This window comes from Gilliamella sp. ESL0250 (genome assembly GCF_013345045.1).
GTDB lineage: Bacteria > Pseudomonadota > Gammaproteobacteria > Enterobacterales > Orbaceae > Gilliamella > Gilliamella apicola_H.
This window is the reverse complement of record NZ_JAAEDV010000001.1, coordinates 106,483-123,588: the sequence shown is the minus strand read 5'-3', so window position 1 is coordinate 123,588 and position 17,106 is coordinate 106,483. Positions and strand designations below refer to the sequence as shown.

Below are 17,106 nucleotides of genomic sequence, written 5' to 3'. Positions count from 1 at the left end.
AATAGCTATAGTGACCACATCTGAAACCTTGCCACACTAAAATAGACTATGGTTTTCAGTTATTAAAGCACAAGACTCGCTGGCTTGGCCTGCTCAGCGCCCCAAATGCGCGGGGGCGCAGGACTTTGTTCTATGATTAATTATCCTTAATCAGTGCCATAAGGCCAACTAGGGAGCAAGGATTAAGAACTAAGGCGTGGCGCAAATTCCGCGCGGACTATTACTTGTTTTGTTGAAGTATACGTCGCCGACATCCGAGTCCACATCAAACTGAGTATTTCCCGCCGTGTCACTCGTCCAGTATTGGTAATCATAGACGAAGCCAGCTCCAGCATAAAGGTACGTGCCACCCCATTCAGTGAAAAATCCTGCCCCTATTCGACGCTGGTAATGATTGCCACTTGATGATGGCGTAGCACCGACAGAGCCTTTACACCAATCACCTTCCCATGTGCCCAAACAGACTGCGTTGGTGAGATCCCTTACCTGTGGCACTCGATAGCCTAAATCGTTACACCACGCTTCGGTATTAGGATAGTTATCTTCTCTATCTCCGCGATTCACGAACCACTTCTGTAATACAAATCCATATTTTACCAGCTCATTGCCAGTACTAACATCTCTACCCACTAACTCGAATATCTGCGGTAAACTTGGCACAGCAATTCGATTAGGATGAGAATTGTTTATTTGAGCGTTTGCCTCTGGACCTTTTAGTGTAACGCGCGTCACAATTTCACCTCCAGATGGAAGCCAATCATCTTCAGCCCATATCCATGTCACTATGGCAGTTATTCCCCCATGTGTAACTGGCTCCCATATCAATTGACGTGCATCAATGCCCTCTATAACTAAATCAAAATATAATCCATCAGCTCCCGTGGTTGGAAAATTAAGGTTGTATGATGCACCATCGGTTGATTGAATAAGGAATCCCCCTTCGGGATTCCATATATTAGCTGGACCGGCGAAGTTGACTCCGCTAATCTCCGAACCATTTTTACCAAATAGCAAATTCGGCCTTGCAAAATGGAGTACCGGTATTGATGGCGGTAGTATTATTGCATCGCTATGATTATCGACTGTTCGACTATTTGCCTGAGAATCCAATGAATACGGCAATAACAAGACCAACGTTAGCAAGATTTTCGGGGATAATTTTGATAGTAATTTAAGAGATAACTTCGAGGATATAAACGAGGCGAGCGTTAAAACGCATCTAAGGTGTCTATTCGATAAATTTAAGACATAGGTTTGCCAGTGCTGGTGTCTGGTGTCTGGTGTCTAAAATGATAATGCATTATGGTTCACCTGTCAAGTAAGTTTATGTTTTATTTGTCTTTTTTTCTTTCATTTGATTGTTAAATCAGCTACTTTTTAATTAATTGAAGTATAACCGTTAAAAAAAAGCTTGGCTAGTTTTTTGGGATGTTTTTTAAAAGAAATGTCACTGTCAGCATTAATTAAGCTTTTGTAAAACGCTTAAATGATTGAAAAACTTTCATTATATTATTTTGATAGAAATCATTTCGGCGTGGTTAGGTTTCGGATATTTTAACCTTTTAATAAAATAAATAGTAACAGTAACAACGTCCAACTTAGGGGATTTTGTGCGAAATCCTCAACATTACAAGTATCATCCTGATACTCGCCTCTTCGAGGCTACTTTCGCTTTGTTCAGATGTTCAAATTTGTTCCACAAGACACAAACTCGCCAAACACCCCAGCTTGACATGCTAACCTCACTGAGGTGTCGGTCGGAATGTACCAACAATGAAACAATGTTTTACTTAATAGACTTTATTTAGTATGGGATTAAAGTTTTATTTACCGATACAAAACGAACTGAATATACGACCTAATAAATCATCAGAGGTAAATTCTCCTGTAATTTCGCTCAGGGCTTCTTGTGCTAGTCTTAGCTCTTCAGCTAGCAATTCGCCAGCATGGAAAGTAATGAGTTGGTACTTACCATTATTTAAGTGTTCTGCTGCTTTTTCTAATGCTTGTAGATGACGTCGGCGTGCTAAAAATCCACCTTCGGTGCTACTGGAAAAGCCCATGACTTGTTTAAGATGATCACGCAATAAAGTCATTCCCTCTCCTGTTCGTGCTGAAAGCTGAATCAGTGAGTAGCCATTTACTTCACTGTATCCTAGTGCTTCGCCAGTTAAATCGGCTTTGTTGCGGATGACAGTGACGGGCATCTGTTTTGGTAAGCGTTCAATAAATTCTGGCCATAGTTTTTCTGGATTGGTTTCTATTGTCGTTGTGCTGTCGACCATAAATAATACACGATCAGCTTGCTCTATTTCTTGCCAAGCGCGTTCAATGCCAATGCGTTCTACTTCGTCACTCGCTTCGCGCAAACCAGCGGTATCGATAATATGTAGTGGCATACCATCAATGTGAATATGTTCACGTAGAACGTCTCGAGTTGTGCCGGCGATATCGGTCACAATGGCGGCATCACGTCCTGCCAGTGCATTTAGCAAGCTGGATTTACCAGCATTAGGCCGTCCTGCTATAACGACTTTCATGCCTTCTCGTAATAGCGATCCTTGTTTCGCTTCTTGCCGCACTTCGCTTAAGCGAGTAATTACTTCGTTTAGCTGTGCTTCAATTTTACCGTCTGATAGAAAGTCAATCTCTTCTTCGGGGAAATCAATTGCTGCTTCGGTAAAAATGCGTAAATGGATTAATGACTCAACCAGTGCATTTACTTTTTTAGAAAATACACCTTGTAAGGATGATATAGCTGATTTTGCTGCTTGTTCCGAACTAGCATCAATTAAATCAGCAATCGCTTCGGCTTGAGCAAGATCTAATTTATCATTTAAAAATGCCCGTTCTGAAAATTCACCTGGGCGAGCAATACGGACATGTGGTACTTCAAGAACACGTTTTAAGAGTAAATCTAAAATAACAGGTCCACCATGTCCTTGTAGTTCAAGCACATCTTCGCCAGTAAATGAATGAGGATTTGGGAAGAATAAAGCAATTCCCTCATCTAAGGTTGAACCATCTGAGGCTAAAAAAGGTAAATAATCAGCATGTCGAGGCTTAGGTAATTTGCCTAATACAGCTTGGGCAACAGCCTGAACCTTTGGTCCTGAAATACGTAAAATACCGACACCACCACGACCGGGTGGGGTTGCTTGTGCGACAATAGTATCTGAAGTCATATGTATCAATTTCTAAATTAAACAGCAATACATCATAATACCATGGACAAGACGCAAAAACAGCTTTTGCTTATTTAGCTAATCATGCAAATATACGCCATTTTAAAAATCAAGCGGTTTAAATAAATAGTCAAAAAAGAGCCTGTCTAAATCTCATTTTTAGGATGATCAAATAACCACGAATTAGCTAATGCTAAAGGCTCTCTTATCATTGCAATATATTTATCAAAATTAGAAAAACGTAATGGCGCCGATAATCCCGATACATCTGTAACTCCTGAACGTTTAGCTAGCATTACCGAGCGTAATAAATGAAAATCATTAGTAACCACAACCGTTTTCCCTAATGGTAATACCTCATTGGCATATATAAATTGTTGGGCTGTTCGGGTTGATTTGTCTTCAATATAGATTCGCGAAGCGTCTATTCCTTGATTTACCAAGTAATTAAACATCACACTAGCTTCAGTGGCTGATTCGTCTTTGCCTTGTCCACCACAAACAACAGCTTTCGTATTGGGATTATTTTGCAAATAAGTGGCAGCTACATCTAAGCGAATTTGTAAGGTTAAAGGCGCCATTGCTGGCGTGCCAACAACTTGTGAACCCAACACAACTAGTGTATCAGCGTTATCAATGGGCTTTTGTTGCGCATAGATAAAAATAATAATATTGCAAACAATAAAATAACCTAAAATGGCGATAACAGCATAATTGAATAATTTTAAAATTTTCATTAAATCAATATCCTTTTTTAAAGCAATCGTCAAAATGGTCATTGATTAGTCCCATTGATTGCATAAATGCGTAACAAATCGTTGAGCCAACAAAACTAAAGCCCCTCTTTTTTAATGCCTTTGACATCTGGTCAGATAGTTCGGTGCTCACGGGGACTTCACTTTTGTCTTTATAGTGGTTGATAATCGGTTTACCCTTAACAAAAGACCAAATAAGTTGTGAAAAATCTTCGCCATTATTTTGCATAGCTAAATAAGCCTGTGCATTTTTTACAATACTATTAAGCTTTAATCGATTACGAATTAATCCTTTGTTTTCAAGCAATTTTTCGATATCGCCAGACGATAATTTTATAATTTTTTGAGGATCAAAATTGAAAAAACAACGTCGATACTCGTCTCGCTTTTTTAATACCGTGATCCACGACAAGCCGGCTTGTTGTCCTTCTAAACAAATTTTTTCAAATAGCTTAAGGCTATCATATTGGGCTATGCCCCACTCGTTGTCATGATAAGCAATATACAGCGGATCGTTTGTCACCCAACTGCAACGCTTTACTTTTTGGTCTATCATTAAATCATCCTTTTGGATTAACCACCATGGTATGGTAAATGATGATATCTTTTATCCAATAAAATATAAATATATTAAGATTATAAATTAAATACACAGTTTAATCTCATTCATTAAATTTTTTTATGATAGGAAAAAAGGCATCTTTTTGTGGCAGAATGAGGATTCTTTATAAGATTTGGTCAAAAAAGATAAATTTTCTTGATTTTTTATCTCTATTTAACAATAAGAATAAGGTTAGTTCATGAATCAGTCTGAAATCAATGTTCGGTTACAACCCAATGCACGACCATTAAATAGTAAAGATCTAAAAACGTTAGTGTTATCTTCTTTAGGCGGTACGCTAGAGTTTTATGATTTTGTTATTTATGCGCTTTATATCGATACCATCGTTAAACCGCTATTTTTACCTCATACATTATCCCCTTTGACGTTAGATCTGTTTGCGTGGGGAATTTTTGCTGCTGGTTATTTAGTCCGTCCTGTGGGCGGTATTATTATGGCACATTTTGGCGATAAAATGGGCCGTAAAAAGATGTTTACCCTAAGTGTCGCAATGATGGCGCTACCGACTTTCATCATTGGGGTTTTACCCACTTACGAAATGATCGGTATTTTTGCACCACTATTGCTTTTGATTATGCGCATGTTGCAAGGTGCAGCGATCGGTGGCGAAATGCCAGGTGCTTGGGTATTTATTGCAGAGCATGTGCCAAAACAACGTTATGGACTTGGTGTTGGCACATTAACATCAGGAATTACTGGCGGTATTTTACTTGGGTTTATTGTCACAATTATTATTGATCTTTGTTTTACGACACAAAATATTTTAGATTACGCATGGCGTATTCCGTTTATTATTGGTGGTATTTTTGGGGTGATTTCGGTTTATTTGCGACGTTTTTTATCTGAAACACCTATTTTCAAGGAATTAGCGGCACGTAAAGCGATTGAAAAAAACATTCCCGTTGTTACTGTGCTACAAAAACACAAAACAGCCTGTTTGATTGTTGCATTGTTAACGTGGTCATTATCCACAGCAATTATGGTGGGGATTTTAATTACCCCGGGTCGTATTGTTGGTGGAATGTATCATTTTGCCAACCTTGATTGGCGGATCGGTGGTTGTATTGCCGCTTTGACCTTAACATTAGGTTGTATTATTTTTGGTTGGTTAGATGATAAGCTTGGTTCAACAAAAACTGGGATGATTTGTTGGGGTGGACTTGCTGTTTCCGGTCTCTATTTTTATAGTTCTTTATCGCCTGATATGTCAATCACTAAGCTTTATTTGATTTGGGCGGTGTTTGGGCTTTTTATCGGCTCTGTCGCCATGACACCAATCATAGGAACAAGGACATTTCCACCAGCAATCCGCTATTCAGGTTTGTCGTTTTCTTATAATTTAGCTTATGCGTTATTTAGCGCTATTACGCCAACGTTAACGATTTATCTATTAAGTCCTGAACACTTATTAGGAGAATATAGTTATTTGGGTGCGGGTATCTATATCTCTTTTGTGGCATTAATTGCAATTGGAGTTGGTTTCTATCCTTTAGCAAAAAAGGGCTGGAGCAGTAACTCAACTAATCATTAACAGTAAGATTTCTTTGCAATAAAAAGCAGGGAACTCTCCTGCTTTTTATTTAATTTAGTGCTATACAGTAGCTGCCATATTAACGCATAGTAACAAACTCTTCAGCAGCAGTTGGATGAATCGCAACGGTGTTATCAAAATCCTTTTTCGTTGCACCCATTTTTAGTGCTACGGCAAAGCCTTGTAACATTTCGTCCATACCATAACCAATACCATGAATACCAACAATTTTTTCATCTTTACCGACGCATACTAACTTCATACGACATGGTTGACGATGTTGTGTAACTGCGGTGTACATGGCCGTAAAGGTGGATTTATAGACTTTGACGTTTTCTTCACCATATTGCAGTATCGCTTCTGGCTCAGTTAAGCCTACTGTACCAATAGCTGGGTGAGTAAATACGACGGTTGGAATATTACTATAATCTAAATATTCATCAGGTTTATTGTTAAAAAGTCTTTCTGATAAGCGACGACCCGCGGCAACCGCAACCGGCGTTAATGCCATGGCACCTGTATCATCACCGACTGAATAAATGCTAGGTACATTGGTATTTTGATATTTATCCACCACCACGAAGCCTTTATTATCAATTTCAATTCCTGCTGCCTGTAAATTCATGTCATTTGTAGCAGGTTCACGACCAATTGCCCAAATTAAACAATCGACAGTATAACTTTCGCCATTTTCTAGTGTTAACGTTAATGATTCATCACTGTTTTTAGTAACGGATTTTGGCACCGCAAAAGTATGAAGTTGTTGCCCTTCTGTTTTTATCACTTCCATTAAGGTTTCAACAATTAATGGATCAAAAGATCGTAGTGGTGTGGCATTGCGAACAAATTGATGAGTTTGTGCGCCAAGTGCATGCAATACACTTGCGATTTCGCAAGCAATATAACCAGCGCCAACAACTGCCACACGCTTAGGTAAGGCTTTTAGCGCAAAGAAACCATCAGAAGTAATACCATATTGTGCACCTGGGATATTCGGAATCGTTGGTTTACCTCCGACAGCTATCAAAATATGATCGGCACTATAATGTTCACCATTTACCTCAACTGTATGAGAATTAACAAACTTAGCATATCCATGAATCACATCAACGTTGTTATTATTCAGGACGCGATCATAAGATTGATGGATTCTATCAATATAAGCAGTTCGGCTAGCAATTAATTTATCCCAACTGAATTGATTAATAGTAGTATCAAAACCATAATCAGGGCCATAGTGATTAATGGCTTCAGCAATTTGTGCACCATACCACATCACTTTTTTAGGTACACAACCAACATTTACACAAGTTCCACCTAATAATTTTGCTTCAATAATGGCACACTTTTTTCCATAGGATGCAGCTCGGTTAACTGATGCTATCCCACCACTACCGCCACCAATGGCAATATAATCATAATGTTTGGTCATAAAATATCCTTAATACTCATTTTCATAATTTGGTTATTAGCTTTGCATAAAGCGCATAATAAAAAAAGTATTAATTTTGAAATTTAATAATAGTTATTAACGATTGATCATACTAATAATTATTAACGTTCTATATTATTAAGGGATTTGATTAAAGTGATGACCAGTTTTTAACAATTTTTAAGTTATGCTGAAAACAAAATAATAGCTAAATGAGGTTATAAAGATTTGAAAAAACAATCGGCTACTTAGCCTAGTAGCCGATTTTATCTACTACGATTTAGCGATTCTTTATTGCATTAATAATATTAGTTGTGGAACAACCATCTTCAAAGTTAAGCACTTTAACCGTTCCACCTGCGGCAATTACTTCCTTTCCACCTGCAATATCCTCAGGTTTGTAATCACCACCTTTGACTAGAACATCAGGCAAGACGCTAGCAATTAATCGTTGTGGTGTTTCTTCTTCAAATGGCACAACCCAATCAACTGAATCAAGCGCACCTAATACAATCATACGTTGCATTAGTGGGTTAATTGGGCGAGATTCTCCTTTTAACTGCTTCACCGAAGTATCACTGTTCACCGCAACAATTAAACGATCTCCTAGTTTACGCGCATTAGCAAGGTAAGAAACATGACCCGCATGTAAAATGTCAAAGCAACCATTGGTCATAACAATTTTTTCACCACGCATGCGCGCCTTTTGAACTTCTTCTTTAAGTTCATTTTCTGTCATTACCCCAAAACCGTCATCGGCACGGGCTCGAATAGCATTACTTAGCTCGACTTGCGAAACAGTTGATGTACCCAGTTTACCAACAACAACACCGGCTGCGGCATTGGCTAGAAAGCAGCTTTCTTCTAAAGATTGCCCCGCTGCTAACGCCGCTGCTAAGGTGGCAATTACAGTATCGCCCGCACCAGTCACATCAAACACTTCTTTGGCTTGAGTCGGTAGATGATAAATCGGTTTATCTAATTGGAGTAACGTCATGCCTTTTTCACTTCGTGTTACTAAAAGCGCTTTTAGATCGTACTGTTTAATCAATTGATAACCTTTTTCTACGATATCTTCTTCGTTTTGGCAATGGCCAACTACTGCTTCAAACTCCGACATATTAGGTGTTAAGATTGTTGCACCACGATAACGCTCAAAATCCGTACCTTTAGGATCAACTAAAATCGGTACATTGGCTTGATTGGCAAGCTTAATCATAGCTTGAACTGCCGATAATGCACCCTTAGCATAATCCGACAGAACCAACACTTTATGGGTCATTAATGCTGTTTGAATGCGTTCAAGAATCGGCGTTGCATCAACATTGCCAAATCCTTCTTCAAAATCGATTCGAATTAATTGTTGATTGCGTGATAGGACTCGCAGTTTGGTGATGGTTGGGTGCGTTGAAACCGATACAAAATCACAGTGAACGTTATGTTTACTGAGTTGTTCATCAAGAATTTTAGCTGGTTCATCAATGCCTGTTAAGCCAATAAGTCGCGCGTTACCACAGAGTGAAGTTATATTCATGGCAACATTGGCTGCACCCCCTGGGCGTTCTTCTAAAGAGTCAATTTTAACGACGGGTACCGGGGCTTCAGGTGATATTCGATTAGTCCCCCCATACCAATAGCGATCTAACATAATATCGCCCACAACTAATACATTGGCACAATTAAAATCAGGTAATGATGTTTTCATTATGACTCGTTATCCTTACTTGTTCAGTTTAATTCATTGTGTATCTGTTTATAGATCTTATTCAGACTCTTGGCTGTCATCTTCTATATTGTCATGTTGACGCGGTTGGTAAAAACGGGCAAAAAAGGTGCCAATTTCAAACAGGAAACAGATAGGTACAGCTAATAATATTTGTGAAAAGACATCCGGAGGCGTTACAAACATCGCGACAGCAAACACCCCAACAATAATATAAGGGCGTTTTTTACGTAGGCTTTTAGGTGTAGTGATTCCAGTCCAGCAAAGCAAAATAATAGCGACTGGCACTTCAAAAGCAAAGCCAAATACCACAAAAAGGGTCATAACAAAATCAAGATACTTGGTAATGTCCGTATTAATAGCCACATCAACCGGCGCCGTATGAATAAAAAAGTAAAATGCCAGTGGAAACACCACAAAATAAGCAAAGGCTATACCAAGATAAAAAAGGATCGTGCTTGATACAATTAGTGGCATCACCAGACGTCTTTCATGTTGGTAGAGTGCTGGCGCAATAAAGCCCCAAATTTGGTACAGTACATACGGAATTGAGATAAATATCGCCACCACGGTTGTTAGCTTAATTGGCGTAAAAAACGGGGCTGTAATATCGGTTGCTATCATGCTACTACCTTGAGGTAATTGGCTGATGAGTGGATTTGCCACAATGTAGTAAATATCATTGGAAAAATAGAGTAAACAAGCTAATACCAACAATATACAGATAATGCAACGTAGTAGTCGTGTTCTGAGTTCAACAAGATGACCAATTAATGGTTGAGTAGCGTCGTCTGTCATGATTTATTTTTATCTGAGTCAATTTGGGGATCAATTTGCGTTGCAGAGTCAATTTCATTTTTTAATGATTCTGTTACGCGCTTTAAATCATCGATAGATTCTTGAATTTCTGGCGTAAGTGTTGTTAAACCACTTTGTTCGGCCTTTTTTAAACTATCTTGTAATTCTTGTAGTTTAAGTTCTTTATTTAACTCTAACTGTACAGTGGCTGACATGCGGCGTAACATCTTTATCCAACCTGCAACTGTTTTTATCGCAACAGGTAACCGTTCTGGACCTAATACTACCAGACCAATAATTAATACTAATAATAATTGACCAAAGCTGATATCAAACACGACTTACTCTTTTTTGTTGTGATTATTAACATCAGATGAGTCAATATTATCGACTTTTTGTGAATTCTCTTGTTGTTTTTTATCGTCATTATCATCGTCATTTATTGCTTTTTTAAAGCCTTTAATTGATTCACCAAGATCAGAACCCAATGAACGTAATTTCTTTGTTCCAAATAACAACACAACAACAGCAATTAATATAAGGAGCTGAGGCAAGCTTGGCATCATGATAATTATCTCCAATGGGGGTACATAACCAAATTATACACGCAAATTAGAATATTCCCAAATAATCCAGCTCAACGCACAATCAATATCATAATACATAAAGCGCAAACTAACCCAAGCATTCCATATAGCATTCGTTCACGCTTTTTACTATGCTGTAATTCTTGATTAATTTGGTTTAATTGAACATTCATCTGTTTGGTGGTTCGTTCAAAATCATTTAATTTTTCTGGTAACTGTGGCAATAGAGTGCGCCACTCGGGCAATGATTTCCAAGCTTGTCGCAGTATTTTTTTAGCACTATATTTATCTTGATACCACTTTTCTAAAAATGGCTTTGCTGTTTGCCATAAATCAAGTTCAGGATAAAGTTGACGACCAAGTCCTTCAATATAAAATAGCGTTTTTTCAAGAAGGGTTAATTGCGGTTGAATATCCATGTCAAATTGGCGGGCAACTTGAAATAATTGCAATAAAATCTGTGAAAATGAGATTTCAGCTAGAGGTTTTGCAAATGCTGGCTCACACACATTGCGCATTGCCATTTCAAGCGCTATAGCATCGGTAGTTTCTGGTACCCAACCTGATGCGATATAAGTTTCGGCTATTTTTCGATAATCTCGATTAAAAAATGCCAAGAAATTCTCGGCAAGATAGCGCTGATCATCATTACTTAATATGCCAATAATGGCGCAATCAATACCAATATAGCGAGGATTTTGTGGATCGGTAATATCGACAAAAATATTACCCGGATGCATATCAGCATGGAAAAAGTTATCACGAAATACTTGGGTAAAAAAAGCTTGAACACCTCGCTCTGCAAGTAATTTCATATTGACATTATTTTGCTTAAGTTGCTCGATATCTGAAATGGGAATCCCTTTAATGCGCTCTTCAACAATTACATTTTTTCGACAAAGATCTTGATAAACATAAGGGATATATAAAGTATCACTATTGATAAAATTATCACGCAATCTAACGGTATTGTAAGCCTCTTTTTGTAAATCCAACTCTTTTAATAGCGTCATTTCATAATCATGCACTATTTCAACCGCTCGCAATTTTTCGCCTGATTTGATACGTTTAGTAAATTGTTTAGCCACCCAATACATTAAACCGATATCGGCTTGAATAACCGGTAAAATATTAGGACGCAAGACCTTGATGACAACTTCGGCTTGGCTACGTTTTAATACTGCGGTATGGACCTGTGCTATTGACGCTGCCGCTAATGGCTTTTCATCAAAATCGGAAAAATAATGATCTATCGGTTGCTCTAATGCAGACTCAATCAATTGTCTAGCCATTTTTCCATCGAAAGAAATCACTTGGTCTTGCAATCTAGCCAAAGCTTCTGCTATATGTTTTGGTAAAACATCACGCCGAGTTGAAACCATTTGTCCAAACTTTATCCAAACTGGTCCTAATTCTTGCAGCGCTTGTCGTAAACGTTCACCAATTTCTTGATTTTTTGCCTTAGGTCTAACCCAAAATAGGCAGAATAATAAAGTACGAAGCCACTTTGATGAACGATGTTTCGGCAACAGTTCATCTAATTGATAGGCTCGAAATACGGTTAATATTTTAAATAGTCGAAAAAATGTCATTGTTATTCATCGCATCAAAATTTAAAGCCAGTATGTAACGCGACAATACCACCGGTCATGTTGTGATATTTCACATCGACAAATCCTGCATCTTCCATCATTTTTTTCAATGTTTTTTGATCGGGATGCATACGAATTGATTCAGCTAAATAACGATAACTTTCCGAATCATTTGCCACAATTTTCCCCATTAGTGGTAACATGGTAAAAGAATACAGATCATACGCTTTATTTAGGATCTGATATTGTGGTTTAGAAAATTCAAGGATTAATAAGCGTCCACCGGGCTTCAATACTCGCCACATAGAGCGTAAAGCCTTTTCTTTATCAGTGACATTGCGTAAACCAAATGAGATAGTGATACAATCAAAATAGTTATCAGCAAAAGGTAATTCTTCTGCATTGGCTTGTACATATTCAATATTTTTAAATAAGCCTTTGTCTCGCAGTTTATCTCGCCCAACCTTTAACATTGATTCGTTAATGTCAGCTAAAACAACTAATCCTTCATCACCGACCAATTGAGAGAATTTTGCCGTTAAATCACCTGTGCCACCAGCAAGATCTAGAACTTTTTGGCCTTTACGCACACTGCTATATTCAATAGTAATTTTTTTCCAAATTCGATGGATACCAAATGACATGAGATCATTCATGACATCGTATTTATCGGCAACAGAGTGAAAGACTTCGGCAACACGTTTTACTTTTTCTTGTTTTGGTACTTGCTGGTAACCAAAATCAATTTTTTCTTGATTTGTATTGTCTTGTTTATCAGAAGATTGAGACATAGAAATTTACCTATCACAAAGAGTTACCTTATTTTAGCATAAGCCACAATAAATGTGATGAACTAAATCAATAATGCTTCAACCTTCTTAGAGACGATTTCAAAATATTCCTGTTGTGAACATTGTGGGGTTAAATCTTTTTCGTGAATAACTAAATCAAAATGGTAACTGTCTTTAAAGGCTTTTAAAACATCATTATCTTTTTGGAAGATTTGACTGTAATATTGCATTAGTGTTGCAAAATCAATGGAGGTAAAAACAAGTTTATTAGCGGTTTCAACAGCTTTTGAAATTCGTTCGACATGTAACATCGCAATTTTAATATAATCAGATTCGCTTAAATAACGCTTGTTATGATGGGTTGAGATTTCTCGCTCGATATAATTAATATAACCATTAGGCACATATTGAGTATTATAAATATTAGCCAGTTGAATAGATAAGTCACAAAATCTACCTTGACCGATAATAGCTACTTTTTTAACAAAAAAAGGTTTTGCTGCTTGGGCAATAAAAGACCAATTTTTATAGGGGTTTTCACGGATTTGTGTCGCGCTGATATCCATAAACTCTCGATTAGCATCGACAATGACTACCGGACAGCCAAAATAGAACTCGTGATTTTTGACATCTTGTGGCTCACTAGTAAAAACCACATTGGGTTTAATTTTATGTACTGAAAGAATTTGCTTAACACGACAGCTCCAATCTTGCCAACCATTCGGATAAAATTCAATACCCGCTTCATCAAGTACATGGATATGGATATTGTGACGATCTTTAAACGTCTCTTTTAACCAAGAAAAACGGTCGCTTACTTGAGGTTGTTTTGGTAAATGGCTTTTATCAAAGAGTAGCTTATCGCGCGATGCTTCGCAACCAAGAAGAATATGTAATTCATCAACTTGGCTCATGGCTTTTTCAATCAAATAAATATGACCACAATGTAAAGGATAAAACTTCCCAAAAATTAAACCAACTTTATGCTTAAAAGCCATGACAATTACCAAAACACTCAAAAATTAATAACAATTTACAGAAAAAAAAAGCAATTTCTAATCAAATTATGCTATTGGATATATTTTATCAATTAGTAAAATAACTTTTATAACCTAACTAATTGATAGCAAAAATATAAACTAATATTTTCTTATTTTTGCAAGTTAGATAATAAAATACCCGTAGCAACTGAAATATTCAATGCAGGCATGTTATCATTGCCCTTTAAATGTACAACCACATTAGCACAATCGATAAGTTTCATATTAATTTGTTGGAATATGACTAATGCAACTTTTTTATTAAAACGAATTTTATGTAATTCACTTGATGCAATGGACTTTGCTTGACAAGGCAATAGTGCAACAACTTGGTAACCCTGTTGTTTAAGCATATCAAGTGAAGCAACAAAATCATCACTTTTAATTGCTTCAACAGCCTCTACTCCGCCTTCGGCCACACGCATAGCTGCACCACTATCAAGTAAATTTGTTTGGCGCAATATCACACCATTAACACCATAAAATGCAGCACTACGCATTAATCCGCCTAGATTATGAGGGTTATTAATATCGTCAATGGCTAACACACAATCATGTTCTCTATCACTCTTTTCTTCTAAATAATCTAATAATGTGAGAGGAACACGCTTTTTAACAATTAAACAGACGCCACCATGGTGTTGGGTTTGGGTTATTTTGCTAATTTGTTCACTAGAGACAACATCATAACCTAACCGCTGTTTAACCAACCAGTCGATTATATCTTTAAACTGATAAGCCATCTCTTGGGTAATAAATAGTTTGACAATGGCTGTACGTCGATGTTTGAAAACAGCCTTACAACTATTTTCACTATAAACCAAAGTTTCTTCTTTTCGTTGACGATATCCATCATAACCAAATGTAGGCGTTTGTTCATTAGTGCGAACTTTTTTTTGCCATGGAGAATCGTTAGCGATGAAAGATTGAGATTGATTAAGTTCAACACTAAACTTATTTTTTATAAAATCAGATTTATCATTTCGAGGTTTGAATGTTTCAATACGGTCTTGACGATCGCGTTTAGGTTTCGACTGAAATGAATCATCTTTACGCTTACCTTTCCATCCGGTAGACTTTTCTGTAGCTGAGCGAGCAGACTTCTTTGGTGCACTATTTGTGGCGTAAAAAATAGTAGGTTTGCTTTTTTCGGTATTGTCGTTCATATCAATCTCATAGTTAATCGGTTATCGCGTACGGATGGTTGGGGCTATTTTATCTAATACGCCATTAACAAATTTATGGCTGTCAGCAGCACCAAATGTTTTAGTTAATTCAATAGCTTCATTAATGACCACTTTATAAGGTACATCTTGACGTTTCATTAATTCATATAGTGCGATTCTAAGTACCGCTAATTCAATTTGCCCTAATTCATCAACGGTGCGCTCAGTGAGATAAGGCGCCATTTTATCATCTAATTCGGCGGTATTTTTGGCTACTCCATTCAACAATTCACGAAAATACTTAGCATCAACGCCTTTCATATCTTGTTCTGCAATAAAACTTGTCTCAACATCAGCAAGATCATTTCTGGAAACTTGCCAAGAGTAAATGGCTTGTACTGCACATTCTCTTGCTCGACGACGAGGATTTACTAATGCCACTAAATTACTCCTTAATTGCTTTAATAATATTTAGCATTTCCAGTGCAGTTAATGCGGCTTCAGCACCTTTATTGCCGGCCTTGGTACCTGCACGTTCAATAGCTTGTTCTATACTTTCGGTAGTTAAAATACCAAATCCAACTGGAATGGTGTTATCTAAGCTTGCGCTTAATAAACCTGAGCTTGATTCGCCCGCGACAAAATCGAAATGCGCCGTACTACCCCGAATGACAGTACCTAACGCCACAATTGCATCATATTTTTTCGACTGTGCTGCAACTTTTGCGGCAAGTGGAATTTCATAAGCTCCAGGAACCCAGATAACCGTGATATTTTTATCATCGACTTGACCAATACGTGTTAATGCGTCAATTGCACCATTTACTAGGCTATCATTAATAAAATGATTAAAACGTGCCACCACAATTGCAACTTTCGCTTTTGGCGCAGCCACTTTACCATCAATTGTTTGCATATTAATTCCTTACCAATTCTATTATGAATGTCATTTCACTCTCTTTTAAGTGAAAAGAGACTTAATAAATTGTATCACGAAAGAAAAACTTATCCTATTGGCAAATAACGCTACGGCCAAGTTCTGTCCAAGATATTATTTAAAATAAACGCAAAAAATTTTGCTATTGCAAATGTATTATTTGTTAAGTTTAAAATTAATTTAAATTTTGTCATTATTTCAACTGTCATTATTAAAAATTACCTTAATTTATTTTTATTTTAATGTTTATTTTTACACTTAACGGCATACATTCCTGAAAGTTTTTGACAAGATAGGAAATATTATCGCTTGCAAGCTATTTTGAAAAAATTACAATAGAGAATAAATTTATCGATGGAGAAATATCCGTGTACATTAACAATATTCGTAATGAATTAAACCAAGCAATTGACGTATTAACTAATTTTGTCTCAGATGATAAAAATCTGCAACAAATTCAACAAGCCGCAATCTTAATTGCCGATTCGTTTAAACAAGGCGGCAAAGTGTTATCGTGTGGTAATGGTGGTTCTCATTGCGATGCTATGCATTTTGCTGAGGAGCTAACCGGCCGCTTTCGTGATAATCGCCCTGCTTACCCAGCCATTGCCATATCAGATGTAAGTCACATTTCATGTGTCGGTAATGATTTTGGATTCGACTCCATTTTTTCACGATATGTTGAAGGTGTTGGTCAAAAAGGTGATGTGCTTTTAGGTATTTCAACCTCAGGAAATTCAGCTAACGTACTTAAAGCAATTGAAGCAGCAAGACAAAAGAACATGAAAATCATTACGTTAACCGGTAAAGATGGCGGTAAGATGAATGGACTTGCCGATGTTGATATTCGTGTTCCGCACTTTGGTTATGCCGATCGCGTGCAAGAAATCCATATCAAAGTGATTCATATTCTTATTTTGCTGATCGAAAAAGAAATGGTTAAATAA

16 protein-coding genes and 1 pseudogene are annotated in these 17,106 nt (G+C 37.2%); 2 read left to right on the top strand and 15 right to left on the bottom strand.

The window, feature by feature from the left end; all coding sequences use genetic code 11:
* Positions 1-189: 189 nt before the first annotated feature.
* From GYY69_RS00580 to GYY69_RS00565, 4 genes are all read right to left on the bottom strand, one after another.
* Positions 190-1,122 (bottom strand): hypothetical protein, encoded by a 933-nt coding sequence (locus GYY69_RS00580; RefSeq protein WP_174795931.1) that lies wholly within the window; start codon positions 1,120-1,122, stop codon positions 190-192.
* A gap of 701 nt (positions 1,123-1,823) precedes the next feature.
* A complete protein-coding gene (gene mnmE / locus GYY69_RS00575) occupies positions 1,824-3,185 on the bottom strand; it encodes a tRNA uridine-5-carboxymethylaminomethyl(34) synthesis GTPase MnmE (protein ID WP_174795930.1) in 1,362 nt (453 codons plus the stop codon).
* A gap of 146 nt (positions 3,186-3,331) precedes the next feature.
* Positions 3,332-3,922: a YdcF family protein gene (locus tag GYY69_RS00570; RefSeq protein ID WP_160430554.1), complete on the bottom strand. Its 591-nt coding sequence runs from the start codon at positions 3,920-3,922 to the stop codon at positions 3,332-3,334.
* A gap of 4 nt (positions 3,923-3,926) precedes the next feature.
* Positions 3,927-4,496, bottom strand: a complete 570-nt coding sequence (locus GYY69_RS00565; protein ID WP_174795929.1) for a DNA-3-methyladenine glycosylase I — start codon at positions 4,494-4,496, stop codon at positions 3,927-3,929.
* Between the two features lie 244 nt (positions 4,497-4,740).
* On the opposite strand from GYY69_RS00565, the gene GYY69_RS00560 reads away from it, so the two are divergent.
* The gene (locus GYY69_RS00560) at positions 4,741-6,093 is read left to right on the top strand and encodes an MFS transporter (RefSeq protein ID WP_174795928.1); all 1,353 of its coding nucleotides are present in this window, start codon (positions 4,741-4,743) and stop codon (positions 6,091-6,093) included.
* A gap of 79 nt (positions 6,094-6,172) precedes the next feature.
* On the opposite strand, the gene gorA is transcribed toward GYY69_RS00560, so the two are convergent.
* The 11 genes and pseudogenes from gorA to ribH form a co-directional block, all read right to left on the bottom strand.
* Positions 6,173-7,525, bottom strand: coding sequence for a glutathione-disulfide reductase (gene gorA / locus GYY69_RS00555; RefSeq protein ID WP_174795927.1), 1,353 nt, complete (start codon positions 7,523-7,525; stop codon positions 6,173-6,175).
* Positions 7,526-7,805: 280 nt separating this feature from the next.
* Complete coding sequence (hldE, locus tag GYY69_RS00550) at positions 7,806-9,230, bottom strand: bifunctional D-glycero-beta-D-manno-heptose-7-phosphate kinase/D-glycero-beta-D-manno-heptose 1-phosphate adenylyltransferase HldE (RefSeq protein ID WP_174795926.1); 1,425 nt, start codon at positions 9,228-9,230, stop codon at positions 7,806-7,808.
* A 57-nt stretch (positions 9,231-9,287) separates the two neighbouring features.
* A complete protein-coding gene (gene tatC / locus GYY69_RS00545) occupies positions 9,288-10,046 on the bottom strand; it encodes a twin-arginine translocase subunit TatC (RefSeq protein ID WP_174795925.1) in 759 nt (252 codons plus the stop codon).
* 59 nt (positions 10,047-10,105) lie between these two features.
* A pseudogene (tatB, locus tag GYY69_RS00540) lies at positions 10,106-10,384 on the bottom strand (Sec-independent protein translocase protein TatB); the annotation flags it as partial.
* Positions 10,385-10,387: 3 nt separating this feature from the next.
* Positions 10,388-10,609 (bottom strand): twin-arginine translocase TatA/TatE family subunit, encoded by a 222-nt coding sequence (gene tatA, locus GYY69_RS00535; protein WP_446718868.1) that lies wholly within the window; start codon positions 10,607-10,609, stop codon positions 10,388-10,390.
* Positions 10,610-10,683: 74 nt separating this feature from the next.
* Complete coding sequence (gene ubiB, locus GYY69_RS00530; RefSeq protein WP_174795922.1) at positions 10,684-12,225, bottom strand: ubiquinone biosynthesis regulatory protein kinase UbiB; 1,542 nt, start codon at positions 12,223-12,225, stop codon at positions 10,684-10,686.
* A 14-nt stretch (positions 12,226-12,239) separates the two neighbouring features.
* Complete coding sequence (gene ubiE / locus GYY69_RS00525; protein WP_174795921.1) at positions 12,240-13,016, bottom strand: bifunctional demethylmenaquinone methyltransferase/2-methoxy-6-polyprenyl-1,4-benzoquinol methylase UbiE; 777 nt, start codon at positions 13,014-13,016, stop codon at positions 12,240-12,242.
* A 62-nt stretch (positions 13,017-13,078) separates the two neighbouring features.
* The gene (gene nadR / locus GYY69_RS00520) at positions 13,079-14,014 is read right to left on the bottom strand and encodes a multifunctional transcriptional regulator/nicotinamide-nucleotide adenylyltransferase/ribosylnicotinamide kinase NadR (protein WP_174795920.1); all 936 of its coding nucleotides are present in this window, start codon (positions 14,012-14,014) and stop codon (positions 13,079-13,081) included.
* Between the two features lie 152 nt (positions 14,015-14,166).
* Positions 14,167-15,222, bottom strand: coding sequence for a TrmH family RNA methyltransferase (locus GYY69_RS00515; RefSeq protein ID WP_174795919.1), 1,056 nt, complete (start codon positions 15,220-15,222; stop codon positions 14,167-14,169).
* Positions 15,223-15,243: 21 nt separating this feature from the next.
* Positions 15,244-15,663: a transcription antitermination factor NusB gene (gene nusB, locus GYY69_RS00510; protein ID WP_174795918.1), complete on the bottom strand. Its 420-nt coding sequence runs from the start codon at positions 15,661-15,663 to the stop codon at positions 15,244-15,246.
* Between the two features lie 4 nt (positions 15,664-15,667).
* Positions 15,668-16,138 carry a 6,7-dimethyl-8-ribityllumazine synthase gene (ribH, locus tag GYY69_RS00505; protein ID WP_174795917.1) on the bottom strand — a complete coding sequence of 157 codons (471 nt, stop codon included), beginning with the start codon at positions 16,136-16,138 and terminating at the stop codon, positions 15,668-15,670.
* Positions 16,139-16,527: 389 nt separating this feature from the next.
* Between ribH and lpcA the strand changes: the two genes are divergently transcribed.
* Positions 16,528-17,106 (top strand): D-sedoheptulose 7-phosphate isomerase, encoded by a 579-nt coding sequence (lpcA, locus tag GYY69_RS00500; RefSeq protein ID WP_174795916.1) that lies wholly within the window; start codon positions 16,528-16,530, stop codon positions 17,104-17,106.

Bases quoted from the DNA above. Each gene is read 5' to 3' on its own strand.
- mnmE (WP_174795930.1), bottom strand. From the start codon at position 3,185: ATGACTTCAGATACTATTGTCGCACAAGCAACCCCACCCGGTCGTGGT.
- GYY69_RS00570 (WP_160430554.1), bottom strand. From the start codon at position 3,922: ATGAAAATTTTAAAATTATTCAATTATGCTGTTATCGCCATTTTAGGT.
- GYY69_RS00565 (WP_174795929.1), bottom strand. From the start codon at position 4,496: ATGATAGACCAAAAAGTAAAGCGTTGCAGTTGGGTGACAAACGATCCG.
- GYY69_RS00560 (WP_174795928.1), top strand. From the start codon at position 4,741: ATGAATCAGTCTGAAATCAATGTTCGGTTACAACCCAATGCACGACCA.
- gorA (WP_174795927.1), bottom strand. From the start codon at position 7,525: ATGACCAAACATTATGATTATATTGCCATTGGTGGCGGTAGTGGTGGG.
- hldE (WP_174795926.1), bottom strand. From the start codon at position 9,230: ATGAAAACATCATTACCTGATTTTAATTGTGCCAATGTATTAGTTGTG.
- tatC (WP_174795925.1), bottom strand. From the start codon at position 10,046: ATGACAGACGACGCTACTCAACCATTAATTGGTCATCTTGTTGAACTC.
- tatA (WP_446718868.1), bottom strand. From the start codon at position 10,609: ATGCCAAGCTTGCCTCAGCTCCTTATATTAATTGCTGTTGTTGTGTTG.
- ubiB (WP_174795922.1), bottom strand. From the start codon at position 12,225: ATGACATTTTTTCGACTATTTAAAATATTAACCGTATTTCGAGCCTAT.
- ubiE (WP_174795921.1), bottom strand. From the start codon at position 13,016: ATGTCTCAATCTTCTGATAAACAAGACAATACAAATCAAGAAAAAATT.
- nadR (WP_174795920.1), bottom strand. From the start codon at position 14,014: ATGGCTTTTAAGCATAAAGTTGGTTTAATTTTTGGGAAGTTTTATCCT.
- GYY69_RS00515 (WP_174795919.1), bottom strand. From the start codon at position 15,222: ATGAACGACAATACCGAAAAAAGCAAACCTACTATTTTTTACGCCACA.
- ribH (WP_174795917.1), bottom strand. From the start codon at position 16,138: ATGCAAACAATTGATGGTAAAGTGGCTGCGCCAAAAGCGAAAGTTGCA.